Raw genomic sequence first — 14,379 nt, forward strand, 5'->3', positions numbered from 1 at the left:
GGGCGCTGTTCGGGGCAACATTGGTGTTGCCCGGACCAGCGCCGTCGAGCCGCGGGTGACATGGGCGTATTCGGCGAGCCGTGGCCATTGACGGGCAAGGCGCACTCGCGGAAGAACGTACGGGATCGACGGCGCGGCCCACCGCGGAGCCCTCGGCAGCGGCGGGGCCACGGCAGCGGTGCTGGCCTGCGGCGTGGACGTCGCCTATCCGCGGGGACATGCGGGGCTGCTCGGCGCCATCGCCGGCCAGGGGCTGGTGCTGGGGGAGCTGCCGCCCGGCAGCCATCCGACGCCCACCCGGTTCGTGCTGCGCAACCGGGTCATCGCGGCCCTCACCCGGGGCACGGTCGTGGTCGAGGCGGCCTACCGCAGCGGATCCCTGGTCACCGCGCGACGGGCCCGTGAGCTGGGGCGGTTCACCATGGGCGTCCCCGGCCCGGCCACCAGCGGGCTCTCGGCGGGGGTGCACGAACTGCTGCGCGGCGAGGCGGTGCTCGTCACCGACGCCGCGGAGGTCGTCGAACTCGTCGGGGGGATGGGGGAGCTCGCCCCCGAGCGGCGCGGGCCCGTCCTGCCCCGGGACCTGCTGCGCCCGGACACCGGCCGGGTGCTCGAAGCGCTCCCGGCCGGCCGTCCCGCACGCGTGGAGGAGGTCGCCCTCGCCGCGGGCACCGGAACCGATGAAGTCATCGGCAGACTGTACGAACTTCACTCTCTGGGGTTCGTCGAACGGCTGGGCGACGGATGGCGCTTGACACCGCAGACACGCCGATGAGCCACACGAACCGGTGGCACCCGGCGAGGCGTTCGCTGACCTGGGGCGTTCCGGTGAAAGAGTGAAGCCGATGAAAGACGCGGTCCTTCCGTCGGCAGCTGCCGGGACCGAGCGCCAGGCGCCGGTCCCGGGTCGCCCGTGCGAGCCGGGACGCCCCTGGGGCCTTATACGATCCCGTACTCTTCGCGCACCGCGACGACCTCGTCACGCTACGCTCCCAAGGAATCCGGCTCCGGCAAAGGCGAAGCATGCCCCAGCACATCTCAGGGTCCGACCGCGCCGCCGTGCCCCCCGCTGCCCGCGGCAGCGTGCGGGGCGCCGCGCCCTCGTCCCTGGACGCGCTGTGGCGCTCGTACAAGGAGACGGGTGACGAACGCCTGCGGGAGCAGCTGATCCTGCACTACTCGCCCCTGGTGAAGTACGTCGCCGGCCGGGTCAGCGTGGGCCTCCCGCCCAACGTGGAGCAGGCCGACTTCGTCTCCTCGGGCGTCTTCGGGCTGATCGACGCCATCGAGAAGTTCGACCTCGACCGTTCCATCAAGTTCGAGACGTACGCGATCACCCGGATCCGCGGCGCGATGATCGACGAGCTGCGGGCGTTGGACTGGATCCCGCGCTCCGTACGGCAGAAGGCGCGGGCCGTCGAGCGGGCCTACGCCACCTTGGAGGCCCGGCTGCGCCGCACTCCCAGCGAGCACGAGGTCGCCGGCGAGATGGGCATCGGGGTGGAGGAACTCCACACGGTCTTCAGTCAGTTGTCGCTCGCGAACGTGGTCGCCCTGGAAGAACTGCTGCACGTCGGCGGGGACGGCGGTGACCGCCTCTCCCTGATGGACACCTTGGAGGACACCGCCGCCGACGACCCGGTGGAGGTGGCCGAGGACCGCGAGCTGCGCAGGCTGCTGGCCCGGGCCATCAACACGCTGCCCGAGCGCGAGAAGACCGTGGTGACCCTCTACTACTACGAGGGCCTCACGCTCGCCGAGATCGGCCACGTGCTCGGGGTGACGGAGAGCAGGGTCAGCCAGATCCACACCAAGTCGGTGCTCCAACTGCGCGCAAAGCTCGCGGATGTAGGGCGCTGAGCCCCCGGGCCTCCGTACAGTGGACGCGTGCCCAGGATTCGAGCGGCCTCCGTGGCCGAGCACCGGTCGATGCAGCGCCGCGCCCTGCTGGACGCGGCGCGCTCCCTGCTGTCCGAAGGCGGGACGGAGGCGCTGACCTTCCCCGCCCTGGCGCAGCGCACCGGCCTCGCCCGGTCCTCCGTGTACGAGTACTTCCGGTCCCGCGCCGCCGTGGTCGAAGAGCTGTGCGCGGTGGACTTCCCCGTGTGGGCGGCCGAGATCGAGGCCGCCATGGAGCGGGCGGCGACCCCCGAGGCGAAGATCGAGGCGTACGTGCGCAGCCAGCTCGGCCTGGTCGGCGACCGCCGGCACCGGGCGGTGGTCGCGATCTCCGCGAGCGAGCTGGACGCGGGTGCCCGTGAGAAGATCCGCGCGGCGCACGGAGGACTCGTGGCGATGATCGTGGAGGCGCTCGCAGCCCTGGGTCAGGAGCAGCCCAGACTCGCGGCCATGCTGCTCCAGGGCGTGGTCGACGCGGCGGTGCGGCGGATCGAGCTCGGTGCCGCCGAGGACCCGTCCGTGGTGACGGAGACGGCGGTCGCGATGGCCCTCCGCGGCGTGCGCGGCTGACCTGCTGTCCCTGTCGCGCCGCCCGGGGCGGGCCGGCGGGTGGGTCCGCTTCCGGCAGCAGCCTCGGTGTGGGGCGCGGGAGCAGCGACAGCGGGTTGAGGTAGGCGTCGCCGGACAGCAGGCCCCAGTGCAGGCAGGGGCGGGCGCAGTGGCTCCCTTCCGTCAGGACGGCCACGACCTGGCCCGCGGCGACCGGCTCCCCCTCGGCGACGAGCGGGCGGACGGGCTCGTACGTGGTGCGCAGGCCGCCGGGCAGGGTGAGGGACAGCACCCCGCGCCCGGCCACCGGGCCCGCGAAGTGGACCCGGCCGGGCCCCACGGCCCGCACCCGCGTGCCCGCCGGGGCGGCGAGGTCCACCCCGCGGTGCCCCGCCGCGTACGGGGTCGGTGGCGGGTCCCACCAGCGGGCCACCGCGAGCGGGGCGGGCAGCGGCCGCAGGGCCGGCCCGGTGCGGGCAGCGGGTGCCGCGGGCGGGGCGGCCCCGGGTAGTGCGCCCCCGGGCCGTGGGGCGGCGGTCCCGGGCAGTGGGGCGGCGGTTCCGGGCAGTGCGGTGGCGGGCGGGGCGGCCCCCACCACCGCCAGCAGTAACGCGATCAGCAGTGTCGTCATGCCGGCAGCGTCCCGCACCGCCCGGACGGCGCGCCGGAACCTGTGGACGGGTGGCGGGGTGTGGACAGCGGCGTCACCTGGCATACCGCCCGGTCCCGTACACTTCTTACGGCGATCCGGGTCACCGGGTCGACTTCGCACGCCCCAGCACCGGCCGGCAAGGCCGCGTGGCAGCGTCTCTCGGTCCCCTTTCCGGGGGCAGGACGCGGTGGGGCGTCAGGACCAAGAACCGAGAAACCAAGGAGATGGCCATGGCCGTCGTAACGATGCGGGAGCTGCTGGAGAGCGGCGTCCACTTCGGTCACCAGACCCGTCGCTGGAACCCGAAGATGAAGCGCTTCATCTTCACCGAGCGCAACGGCATCTACATCATCGACCTGCTCCAGTCGCTGTCGTACATCGACCGCGCCTACGAGTTCGTCAAGGAGACCGTCGCGCACGGCGGCTCCATCATGTTCGTCGGTACGAAGAAGCAGGCCCAGGAGGCCATCGCCGAGCAGGCGACCCGCGTCGGCATGCCGTACGTCAACCAGCGCTGGCTGGGTGGCATGCTCACCAACTTCTCCACCGTCTACAAGCGCCTGCAGCGCCTCAAGGAGCTCGAGGCGATCGACTTCGAGGACGTCGCCGCCTCGGGTCTCACCAAGAAGGAGCTCCTGGTCCTCTCCCGCGAGAAGGCCAAGCTGGAGAAGACCCTCGGTGGTATCCGCGAGATGCAGAAGGTGCCGAGCGCCGTCTGGATCGTCGACACCAAGAAGGAGCACATCGCCGTCGGCGAGGCTCGCAAGCTGAACATCCCGGTCGTCGCGATCCTCGACACCAACTGCGACCCCGACGAGGTCGACTACAAGATCCCGGGCAACGACGACGCGATCCGCTCCGTCACCCTGCTCACCCGTGTGATCGCCGACGCCGTCGCCGAGGGCCTCATCGCCCGTTCCGGCGCTGCGACCGGTGACTCGAAGCCGGGCGACAAGGCCGCCGGCGAGCCGCTCGCCGAGTGGGAGCGCGACCTGCTCGAGGGCGAGAAGAAGGCCGAGGCCGCTCCGGCCGAGGCCGCCCCGGCCGCCGAGGCCGAGCAGGCCTGACCCGCTGAGGGCGCCCGGCGTTCACGCTCCGGGCACTCGCAGGACGGACGATGACGGCGGGGGAGCCGCGCCACGAGCGCGCCTCCTCCGCCGTTCACCCGTAGATCTACGACTTCGAGAGAGAACACAGACTCATGGCGAACTACACCGCCGCTGACGTCAAGAAGCTCCGCGAGCTCACCGGCGCCGGCATGCTGGACTGCAAGAACGCGCTCGTCGAGGCCGACGGTGACGTCGAGAAGGCCCAGGAGGCCCTCCGCATCAAGGGTCAGAAGGGCGTCGCCAAGCGCGAGGGCCGTTCCGCCGAGAACGGTGCCGTCGTCACCCTGATCGCCGACGACAACACCTCCGGCGTTCTGCTCGAGCTGAAGTGCGAGACGGACTTCGTCGCCAAGGGTGAGAAGTTCCTCGCCGTCGCCAACCAGCTGGCCGCCCACGTCGCCGCCACCTCCCCGGCCGACGTCGAGGCCCTGCTCGCCTCCGAGATCGAGCCGGGCAAGACCGTCACCGCCTTCGTCGACGAGGCCAACGCCAACCTCGGCGAGAAGATCGTCCTGGACCGCTTCGCGCAGTTCACCGGCGGCTACGTGACCTCGTACATGCACCGCACCATGCCCGACCTGCCGTTCCAGATCGGCGTCCTGGTCGAGCTGGACAAGGAGAACGCCGACGTCGCCCGCGGCGTCGCGCAGCACATCGCCGCGTTCGCCCCGCAGTGGCTGTCCGCCGAGGACGTCCCGGCCGAGAAGGTCGAGTCCGAGCGCCGCATCGCCGAAGAGGTCACCCGCGCGGAGGGCAAGCCCGAGGCTGCCATCGCCAAGATCGTCGAGGGTCGCGTGAACGGCTTCTTCAAGGAGGCCACCCTCCTGGGCCAGCCGTACGCCCTGGACAACAAGAAGTCCGTCCAGAAGGTCCTGGACGAGGCCGGTGTCACCCTGAAGCGCTTCACGCGCATCAAGGTCGGCATCTGAGTCCGTCCGTACAACGACGGACACCGGACCCCGGTAGGGTCTGAGGCAGTCGTCCGCGTACGCGCGGAACGACCGCAGATCTGACGAGGAGGCCATTGCCGTAGAGGGAACCGCGAGGACCCACCGGCAATGGCCTTCTTCGTATGTGCACGAGGAGATCTCCATGAATCAGGGCGTGGACCCCCACAACGCTTCCGACGACAAGAGCGACCACGGGAAGAAGGGCCGCCGCTTCATGCTGAAGCTGTCCGGCGAAGCCTTCTCCGGGGGCGGCGGACTGGGCGTCGACCCCGACGTCGTCCATGCCATCGCGCGCGAGATCGGCGCGGTGGTCCGGGACGGCGCGGAGATCGCCGTCGTCATCGGCGGCGGCAACTTCTTCCGAGGCGCCGAACTCCAGCAGCGCGGCATGGACCGCGCCCGGTCCGACTACATGGGCATGCTCGGCACGGTCATGAACTGCCTCGCCCTCCAGGACTTCCTGGAGAAGGAGGGCATCGACTCCCGTGTGCAGACGGCGATCACCATGGGCCAGGTCGCCGAGCCGTACATCCCGCTGCGGGCCGTACGGCACCTGGAGAAGGGCCGCGTCGTGATCTTCGGCGCCGGTATGGGCATGCCGTACTTCTCCACCGACACCACGGCCGCCCAGCGTGCCCTGGAGATCGACGCCGAGGGCCTGCTCATGGGCAAGAACGGCGTCGACGGGGTCTACGACTCCGACCCCAAGAAGAACCCCGACGCGGTGAAGTTCGACGCGCTGGAGTACGGCGAGGTGCTGGCCCGCGACCTCAAGGTCGCCGACGCCACCGCCATCACGCTGTGCCGCGACAACAAGCTGCCGATCCTGGTGTTCGAACTGCTCGCCGAGGGCAATATCGCCCGCGCCGTCAAGGGTGAGAAGATCGGCACGCTCGTGAGCGACCAGGGAACCCGGGCCTGAGCGGTCCGCAGCAGGGCCGGGTCCCGCCGGGCCCGGCCCGCACCGCCCGCCTGAACCATCCATTCAAGACATGCAGGAGCACGTGGTGATCGAAGAAATCCTCCTCGAAGCCGAGGAGAAGATGGAGAAGGCCGTCGTCGTCGCCAAGGAGGACTTCGCCGCGATCCGCACGGGCCGTGCGCACCCGGCGATGTTCAACAAGATCGTGGCGGACTACTACGGCGCCCTCACGCCCATCAACCAGCTCGCGTCCTTCTCGGTGCCCGAGCCCCGCATGGCCGTGGTGACCCCGTTCGACAAGAGCGCCCTGCGCAACATCGAGCAGGCCATCCGCGACTCCGACCTGGGCGTCAACCCGAGCAACGACGGCAACATCATCCGGGTGACCTTCCCCGAGCTCACCGAGGAGCGGCGCAAGGAGTACATCAAGGTCGCTCGCGGCAAGGCCGAGGACTCCAAGGTCTCCATCCGTTCCGTCCGCCGCAAGGCCAAGGACGCCCTCGACAAGCTCGTCAAGGACAAGGAGACGGGCGAGGACGAGGTGCGCCGCGCCGAGAAGGAGCTCGACGACACCACCGCGAAGTACGTCGCGCAGGTGGACGAGCTGCTCAAGCACAAGGAAGCCGAGCTGCTCGAGGTCTGATGAACGACTCTCCCTGGGCCACGGAGCCGGTTACGGCGGGTCCCGCATACGATGCGCTAGTGGGACCGCACACTCGGCCCATGCCCATCGTGCCCGATGCCGCCGGCCGTGACTTCGACGACCGGGAAGCAGGCGATCGGGGGGCTGCCGCTGACGGCGGCCCCCCGTTCCGCACCGAGATGCCGCCGCAGGAGCCCATGCCCAGCCCCCCGCCTCCGCCTTCGCAGGCACCGCAGGACTCCTCGCCCCCGCCGCAGAAGAAGCAGAAGAAGCGGGCCGGGCGAGACCTGCGGGCCGCCATAGGGGTCGGGGTCGGCCTCGGTGCGGTGATCTTCGCTTCCCTCTTCATCGTGAAGGCGGTCTTCGTCGGCGTCATCGTCGTCGCGGTCGTCGTCGGCCTGTGGGAGCTCACCTCCCGGCTCCAGGAGAAGAAGGGCATCAAGGCGCCGCTCGTCCCGCTCGCGATCGGCGGCGCCGCCATGGTCATCGCCGGATACGTGCGGGGTGCCGAGGGCGCCTGGGTGGCCATGGCCCTGACCGCACTGGCGGTCCTGGTCTGGCGGATGACCGAACCGCCCGAGGACTACCTCAAGGACGTCACGGCGGGTGTCTTCGCCGCGTTCTACGTGCCGTTCCTGGCCACCTTCGTCGCGATGCTCCTCACGGCGGACGACGGCCCGCAGCGGGTGCTCACCTTCCTGGCCCTGACCGTGGTCAGCGACACCGGCGCCTACGCGGTCGGCTGGCGCTTCGGCAAGACCAAGCTCGCGCCGCGCATCAGCCCGGGGAAGACCCGAGAGGGGCTCTTCGGCGCGGTGGCCTTCTCGATGGGGGCGGGTGCGCTGTGCATGGAGTTCCTGGTCGACGGCGGGGCCTGGTGGCAGGGCCTGGTCCTCGGTCTCGCGGTCGCGGTCAGCGCCACGCTGGGCGACCTCGGCGAGTCGATGATCAAGCGGGACCTGGGCATCAAGGACATGGGCACCCTGCTCCCGGGCCACGGCGGGATCATGGACCGGTTGGACTCGTTGCTGCCGACCGCCCCGGTGGTGTGGTTGCTGCTGGCCCTGTTCGTGGGCACCGGCTGACCGCCGGAACCGGACCGTCGGCACCGGTTGAGCCGACCGGGTTATCCTGAAGGGCGCACCATTTCCGTGGTGCGCCCTTTCCCCGTGATCGCGGGGACGCATCTCGTGAGGTCTCCGGGCGCGGACCGCGCCATCGCCATCGGCTCCGCACGTGCGGAGCCCGTCGGACCTCGTCGTCTGAGGAAGGACCGTCATGGCACCCCGCCCCGCTCCGGGAGAGCTCACCTTCGTCGCGCCCAAGGGGGCGAAGAAGCCGCCCCGGCACCTCGCCGACCTCTCGCCGGCCGAGCGGCGCGAGGCGGTCGCCGCGATCGGCGAGAAGCCCTTCCGGGCCAAGCAGCTCTCGCAGCACTACTTCGCCCGCTACGCCCACGACCCGGCGGAGTGGACCGACATCCCCGCCGGCTCCCGCGAGAAGCTCCGCGAGGAGCTGCTGCCGGACCTGATGAGCGTCGTACGGCACATCTCCTGCGACGAGGACACCACCCGCAAGACCCTGTGGCGGCTGCACGACGGCACGCTCGTCGAGTCCGTGCTGATGCGCTACCCCGACCGGGTCACCATGTGCATCTCCTCGCAGGCCGGCTGCGGCATGAACTGCCCGTTCTGCGCCACCGGCCAGGCGGGCCTGGACCGCAACCTGTCCACCGCGGAGATCGTGCACCAGATCGTCGACGGCATGCGCGCCCTGCGCGACGGCGAGGTGCCCGGCGGCCCGGCCCGGCTGTCGAACATCGTCTTCATGGGCATGGGCGAGCCGCTGGCCAACTACAACCGGGTCGTCGGGGCCATCCGCCGGCTGACCGACCCCGAGCCCGACGGCCTCGGCCTGTCGCAGCGCGGCATCACGGTCTCCACCGTGGGCCTGGTACCGGCGATGCTGCGGTTCGCCGACGAGGGCTTCAAGTGCCGTCTCGCCGTCTCGCTGCACGCCCCCGACGACGAGCTGCGCGACACCCTCGTGCCGGTGAACACCCGCTGGAAGGTCCGCGAGGTCCTCGACGCGGCCTGGGAGTACGCCGAGAAGTCCGGCCGCCGGGTCTCCATCGAGTACGCCCTGATCCGCGACATCAACGACCAGGCCTGGCGCGGCGACCTCCTGGGCAAGCTCCTCAAGGGCAAGCGCGTCCACGTCAACCTGATCCCGCTGAACCCGACGCCGGGCTCGAAGTGGACCGCCTCGCGCCCCGAGGACGAGCGGGCCTTCGTCGAGGCCATCGCACGCCATGGCGTGCCCGTGACGGTGCGTGACACCCGTGGTCAGGAGATCGACGGTGCGTGCGGCCAGCTGGCCGCGGCGGAACGGTAGCTTCCGCTTCTGGTGGAGCCGGTTCGGCCACGGGGTACCCTGTGGCCGAACCAATTGCATATTCCGACAGGGGAGCGCCACAGCGCTGAGAGTGCGGCACCGTCAGCCGCAGACCCTCTGAACCTCGCCCCGGTCATTCGGGGTAGGGAGTTCGGTCACCACTCAAGCTGTTGCGCCCTGCCCGGCGTCCGCTCCGACAGAGCGCCGGGCGGGGCCGCGTCTTCTCCTGGTCATCCCAGGAGGAATACACCAGTGAGCACCACCAAGAAGATCGCGGGCGCCGCGCTCGCGGCCGCCCTCGGCGTCACCACGCTCAGCGCCTGCGGTGGCGACGGCGGCCGGGACGGGGCCGGGGACGGCGCCAGCGGGTCGCCCAAGTCCAAGACGGTCACGCTCGTCTCCCACGACTCCTTCAACGTGACCGAATCGGTCCTGAAGGAGTTCGAGCAGCAGAGCGGCTACACCGTCAAGGTCCTCAAGTCCGGGGACGCGGGCGCGGCCCTCAACCAGGAGATCCTCACCAAGGGCTCCCCGCGCGGTGACGTGTTCTTCGGCGTGGACAACACGCTCCTCTCACGCGCCCTCGACAACGGCGTCTTCACCCCGTACGAGGCCAAGGGCCTGGCCGGCGTGAAGCCCGAGTACGTCCTCGACGGGCAGCACCGGGTCACGCCGGTCGACTCCGGCGACATCTGCGTCAACTACGACAAGGCCTACTTCGCGGACAAGGGGATCGCCCCGCCGCAGACCCTGGACGACCTGATCAAGCCCGAGTACAAGAACCTGCTGGTCACCGAGAACGCGGCCACCTCCTCCCCGGGCCTGGGCTTCCTGCTGGCCACCGTCGGCAAGTACGGCGAGGAGGGCTGGAAGGACTACTGGAGCAAGCTCAAGGCCAACGGCGTCGAGGTCGTCGACGGCTGGGAGCAGACGTACAACGAGCGCTTCTCCGGCTCGGCGGGCGGCAAGAAGGCCAAGGCCGACCGCCCGCTGGTGGTCTCGTACGCTTCCAGCCCGCCGGTCGAGGTCCTGTACGCCGAGCCCAAGCCGGCCGAGGCCCCCACGGGCGTGGCCACCGGCACCTGCTTCCGCCAGGTCGAGTTCGCCGGCCTGCTCAAGGGCGCGAAGAACGAGGAGGGCGGCAAGGCGCTGATCGACTTCATGATCGGCAAGAAGTTCCAGGAGGACATGCCGCTCCAGATGTTCGTGAACCCGGTGGTCAAGGACGCAGCGCTGCCCGAGCTGTTCACGAAGCACGGCGTGGTCGTCGAGAAGCCGGAGACCGTGGCTCCCGGGACCATCGCCAAGAACCGTGAGCAGTGGGTCAAGACATGGTCCTCGCTCGTCGTGAAGTAGCCCCCGCCCCCGCAGGACGAGGCGGCGCCCGCGGCGCGGCCGTCAGGCTGGCCCTGATGGCCGTGCCGCTGGCCTTCTTCGCCCTGTTCTTCGCCTACCCCGTCACCGCGATCGTCGGCCGCGGGGTCAGGACCGACGACGGCTGGCAGTTCGGCCGCATCGGCGAGGTGCTGGCCCAGCCCGACATCGCCGCGGTGCTCTGGTTCACCGCCTGGCAGGCGTTCGTCTCCACGCTGCTCACCCTGCTGGTCGCGCTCCCCGCCGCGTACGTCTTCGCCCGGCTGGAGTTCCCCGGCAAGCAGCTCCTGCGGGCGGTGGTCACCGTGCCCTTCGTGCTGCCCACCGTGGTCGTCGGCACCGCGTTCCTGGCGCTGGTCGGGCGGGGCGGGCTCCTGGAGGAGCTGTGGGGCGTCCGACTGGACACCACCGTGTGGGCGATCCTCCTCGCGCACGTCTTCTTCAACTACGCGGTGGTCGTCCGCACCGTCGGCGGGCTGTGGGCGCAGCTGGACCCCCGTCAGGAGGAGGCCGCCCGGGTACTGGGCGCGGGGCGGTTCGCCGCGTGGCGGCGGGTGACGCTGCCCGCGCTGGTCCCGGCGGTGGCCGCCGCCGCGCTCATGGTCTTCCTGTTCACCTTCACTTCGTTCGGCGTCGTGCAGATCCTCGGCGGGCCCTCGTACGCCACCCTTGAGGTGGAGGTGTACCGGCAGACCGCGCAGCTGCTCGACCTGTCCACTGCTGCCGTCCTGACGATGGTGCAGTTCGCCGCCGTCGCCCTGATCCTCGCCGTGCACGCCTGGACCGTGCGCCGGCGCGAGGCCGCGCTGCGGCTCGTGGACCCGGCGCGGACCGCGCACCGGCCGCGCGGGTTCGGGCAGCGGGCGCTGCTCGGCGGGGTGCTGCTGACGGTGGCGCTGCTGATCGTGCTGCCGCTGGCCGTGCTGGTGGAGCGGTCCTTCGACGCCCCGGGCGGGTACGGGCTGGGCTTCTACCGGGCGTTGCAGAGCGAGGGCTCCGGCGGAGGAACGTTTCTGGTGCCGCCGTTGGAGGCCGTCTGGAACTCCCTGGAGTACGCGCTGGCCGCCACCGCCATCGCCCTCGTGGTCGGCGGGCTCGCCGCCGCGGCGCTGACCCGGAACGCGGGCCCCTTCGTACGCGGCTTCGACGCGCTGCTGATGCTGCCGCTCGGGGTGTCCGCGGTGACCGTGGGCTTCGGTTTCCTGATCACCTTGGACGAGCCGCCGTTGGACTTGCGGACCTCGTGGATCCTGGTGCCGCTGGCGCAGGCGCTGGTCGGCGTGCCCTTCGTCGTACGGACCATGCTGCCGGTGCTGCGGGCCGTGGACAGCCGGCTCCGGGAGGCCGCCGCCGTACTGGGCGCCTCCCCGCTGCGGGCCTGGCGCGAGGTGGACCTGCCGCTGGTGCGGCGGGCGCTGCTGGTCGCGGCCGGGTTCGCCTTCGCCGTGTCGCTGGGGGAGTTCGGGGCCACCGTCTTCATCGCGCGGCCCGACCGGCCGACGCTGCCGGTGGCCGTGGCCCGGCTGCTGGGGCGGGCCGGGGAGCTGAACTACGGGCAGGCGATGGCCCTGAGCACGATTCTGATGCTGGTGTGCGCGGCCGCCCTGCTGGTGCTGGAGCGGCTGCGCCCCGACAAGACCTCGGGAGAGTTCTGATGACGTTGCTCGAACTGGCCGGGGTGTCGGTCCGCTTCGGCGAGCGAGCCGTCGTCGACCGGGTGGACCTCAAGGTCGCCGAGCACGAGATCGTGTGCGTGCTCGGGCCGAGCGGCAGCGGGAAGTCCACGCTGCTGCGGGTCGTCGCCGGGCTCCAGCCCGTCTCGGCCGGCCGGGTCCTGCTGGGCGGGGCCGACCAGGCGCGGGTGCCGGTGCACCGGCGGGGGGTCGGGCTGATGTTCCAGGACCACCAGCTGTTCCCGCACCGCAACGTGGGCGAGAACGTGGCGTTCGGCCTGCGCATGCAGAACGCCGCGGGCGGGCTGCGCGGACGGCGCCGAGCAGCGGGCGGCCCGTCGCAGGCCCGGGTCGCGGAGCTGCTGGAGCTGGTCGGTCTGCCCGGGGCCCGGCAGCGCTCGGTGTCCTCGCTGTCGGGCGGCGAGCAGCAGCGGGTCGCGCTGGCCCGGGCGCTGGCGCCGTCGCCGCGGCTGCTGATGCTGGACGAGCCGCTGGGCCAGCTGGACCGCGGGCTGCGCGAGCGCCTCGTGGTCGAGCTGCGCGGGCTGTTCTCCCGGCTGGGCACCACCGTGCTGGCCGTCACCCACGACCAGGGGGAGGCGTTCGCCCTGGCCGACCGGGTCGTGGTGATGAGCGAGGGCCGGATCGCGCAGGCGGGGACCCCGCTGGAGGTGTGGCAGCGGCCGGCTTCCGAGTTCGTGGCGCGCTTCCTCGGGTTCCAGAACGTCGTCCCCGCGACGGTGTCGGGCGGCGCGGCCGCGACGGCGTGGGGCAAGGTCCCGGTGCCGGAGGGCTCCCCGGAAGGGGAGCAGCGGGTGCTGGTCCGCCCGGCCGGCGTGGTGCTCGCGGCCGCCGGCCTCGGCTGCGAGGTGGTGTCCCGTACCTTCCGGGGCACGCACGTGGCGCTACGGCTGCGCCCGGAGGCCGGTCCGGAGTTGGAGGCCGAGTGCGGTCTGGCCGCCGCCCCGGCGGTGGGCGACCGGGTCGCGGTCACGTTCACGCCGAGCGAGGTGGTCGTCCTTCCGGCGGCCTGACCGGGGCGCCGGGAGCCGGCCCGGTCCTCAGGCGCAGTGCGCCTGGGTGCGCGGCGGCGGGGACGAGCGGGGTGCCCGGCGCGGCGAGCACGGCGCCGGCGCGAACGCCCCCCCTGGCCAACCCGGTCGGGGCGGTGGGTGGTCCGTCCGCGACGTGGGCGGCCGGCCGGGAGGGGCCGGGCGGGAGGGGCCGGCCGGGAGGGGCCGGCCGGTCTAGCGCGGGTGCGCCGGCTCCGGTTCGCGCGCCGGCTCGGGGTCCCCGGCCTGCAGGGTGTCCGCGTCCGGAGCCTCGGCCCCGTCGTGGTTGCCGTACCAGGCCACGGCCACGGCGCCGGCCACTGCGAGGACGAAGCCCAGTACGGCCAGCCAGGCCAGGCCCGGTCGGGACGCGTCACCGAGCCACAGCACGCCGATCGCCCCGGGGAGCACGGTCTCGCCGACCACCAGCGCAGCGGTCGCCCCGTTCACGGAGCCGATCTGCAGGGCCACGGTGTGCAGGTACATGCCGCCGACACCGGCCAGGACGATGGCGTACAGGGCCGGGTCGCCGAGGAGGGCGGCCGGGTCGAAGGGGTCGATGCCGTTGAGGATCCGCACGCCGACGCCGAGCGCACCGAAGGCGAGGCCGGACAGCAGGCCCGCGAGGATCGCCGCCCGCCCGCCCAGCAGGCGTACGGCCACGGTGCCGCCCACGATGATCAGCGCGGTCACGGCGAACAGCCACCAGTGCGTGGCCATGGGGGCGTGGTGGCCGCCCTCGTGGCCGGCGGCGGTGGCGAGCAGCACCAGCGCCGCACAGACGACCCCGATGGAGATCCACTCCTTGCGGGTGAGCCGGATGCCGAGCATCCGCACGCTCAGCACGGCCGTGATCACCAGGTTGGCGCTGATCACGGTCTGGGACAGGAAGAGGGGGAGCATCCGGGCGGCGAGGGCGCCCAGGCCGAAGCCCGCGAAGTCCAGGATGGTTCCCACGATGAATTCCCAGGTCATCGCCGCCTTTGCGGTCGAAGACAGGTTGGGGCCGCCGTGCGCGGTCACCCCCGCGGCGGCCGGGGTCGTCCGGGCGGCCCGGCGCGACCCGACGGCTTGCAGGACGGATCCCGTGCCGTAGCAGATGGACGCCGCTATCGCGGTCAGCAGGCCTATGAGCACCGATGGCTCCGTTCACGTATGGCAG

The 14,379-nt window shown here is 71.8% G+C and carries 12 protein-coding genes, 2 pseudogenes and 1 riboswitch; of the genes and pseudogenes, 12 read left to right on the top strand and 2 right to left on the bottom strand.

Annotated elements, in window-relative coordinates; translation table 11 throughout:
- Positions 1-109: 109 nt before the first annotated feature.
- The 3 genes and pseudogenes from ACFV7Q_RS12380 to ACFV7Q_RS12390 all read left to right on the top strand — a co-directional run.
- Positions 110-775 (top strand): annotated as a pseudogene (locus tag ACFV7Q_RS12380) (DNA-processing protein DprA); the annotation flags it as partial.
- Between the two features lie 248 nt (positions 776-1,023).
- Positions 1,024-1,860 carry an RNA polymerase sigma factor WhiG gene (gene whiG / locus ACFV7Q_RS12385; RefSeq protein WP_385427281.1) on the top strand — a complete coding sequence of 279 codons (837 nt, stop codon included), beginning with the start codon at positions 1,024-1,026 and terminating at the stop codon, positions 1,858-1,860.
- Between the two features lie 51 nt (positions 1,861-1,911).
- Positions 1,912-2,469, top strand: a complete 558-nt coding sequence (locus ACFV7Q_RS12390; protein ID WP_385427440.1) for a TetR/AcrR family transcriptional regulator — start codon at positions 1,912-1,914, stop codon at positions 2,467-2,469.
- A gap of 151 nt (positions 2,470-2,620) precedes the next feature.
- Here the strand turns inward: ACFV7Q_RS12390 and ACFV7Q_RS12395 are convergent.
- A pseudogene (locus ACFV7Q_RS12395) lies at positions 2,621-3,163 on the bottom strand (peptidoglycan DD-metalloendopeptidase family protein); the annotation flags it as partial.
- A 167-nt stretch (positions 3,164-3,330) separates the two neighbouring features.
- On the opposite strand from ACFV7Q_RS12395, the gene rpsB reads away from it, so the two are divergent.
- From rpsB to ACFV7Q_RS12440, 9 genes are all read left to right on the top strand, one after another.
- Positions 3,331-4,167 (top strand): 30S ribosomal protein S2, encoded by an 837-nt coding sequence (rpsB, locus tag ACFV7Q_RS12400; protein ID WP_385427284.1) that lies wholly within the window; start codon positions 3,331-3,333, stop codon positions 4,165-4,167.
- Positions 4,168-4,301: 134 nt separating this feature from the next.
- Positions 4,302-5,138, top strand: coding sequence for a translation elongation factor Ts (gene tsf / locus ACFV7Q_RS12405; protein WP_385427287.1), 837 nt, complete (start codon positions 4,302-4,304; stop codon positions 5,136-5,138).
- A gap of 163 nt (positions 5,139-5,301) precedes the next feature.
- Positions 5,302-6,081: a UMP kinase gene (gene pyrH, locus ACFV7Q_RS12410; RefSeq protein ID WP_385427289.1), complete on the top strand. Its 780-nt coding sequence runs from the start codon at positions 5,302-5,304 to the stop codon at positions 6,079-6,081.
- Positions 6,082-6,166: 85 nt separating this feature from the next.
- Positions 6,167-6,724 (top strand): ribosome recycling factor, encoded by a 558-nt coding sequence (gene frr, locus ACFV7Q_RS12415; protein WP_179175888.1) that lies wholly within the window; start codon positions 6,167-6,169, stop codon positions 6,722-6,724.
- Positions 6,724-7,809: a phosphatidate cytidylyltransferase gene (locus ACFV7Q_RS12420; protein WP_385427292.1), complete on the top strand. Its 1,086-nt coding sequence runs from the start codon at positions 6,724-6,726 to the stop codon at positions 7,807-7,809. Before frr ends, ACFV7Q_RS12420 begins: the two co-directional genes overlap by 1 nt.
- Positions 7,810-8,002: 193 nt before the next feature.
- Entirely contained in the window at positions 8,003-9,118 is a 1,116-nt protein-coding gene (rlmN, locus tag ACFV7Q_RS12425) for a 23S rRNA (adenine(2503)-C(2))-methyltransferase RlmN (protein WP_385427295.1), read from the top strand.
- A gap of 58 nt (positions 9,119-9,176) precedes the next feature.
- Positions 9,177-9,285, top strand: a riboswitch (TPP riboswitch).
- Between the two features lie 85 nt (positions 9,286-9,370).
- On the top strand, positions 9,371-10,474 hold the full coding sequence (locus ACFV7Q_RS12430; protein ID WP_385427297.1) for a thiamine ABC transporter substrate binding subunit: 1,104 nt from the start codon (positions 9,371-9,373) through the stop codon (positions 10,472-10,474).
- A gap of 56 nt (positions 10,475-10,530) precedes the next feature.
- Positions 10,531-12,147 (top strand): ABC transporter permease, encoded by a 1,617-nt coding sequence (locus ACFV7Q_RS12435; RefSeq protein ID WP_385427298.1) that lies wholly within the window; start codon positions 10,531-10,533, stop codon positions 12,145-12,147.
- Positions 12,147-13,199, top strand: a complete 1,053-nt coding sequence (locus tag ACFV7Q_RS12440) for an ABC transporter ATP-binding protein (protein WP_385427301.1) — start codon at positions 12,147-12,149, stop codon at positions 13,197-13,199. Before ACFV7Q_RS12435 ends, ACFV7Q_RS12440 begins: the two co-directional genes overlap by 1 nt.
- 213 nt (positions 13,200-13,412) lie before the next feature.
- Here the strand turns inward: ACFV7Q_RS12440 and ACFV7Q_RS12445 are convergent, their stop codons facing one another.
- Positions 13,413-14,354, bottom strand: coding sequence for a hypothetical protein (locus tag ACFV7Q_RS12445; RefSeq protein ID WP_385427305.1), 942 nt, complete (start codon positions 14,352-14,354; stop codon positions 13,413-13,415).
- Positions 14,355-14,379 lie beyond the last annotated feature (25 nt).

Origin of the sequence: Streptomyces sp. NPDC059851, assembly GCF_042732005.1 — a bacterium.
Classification (GTDB): Bacteria; Actinomycetota; Actinomycetes; order Streptomycetales; family Streptomycetaceae; genus Streptomyces.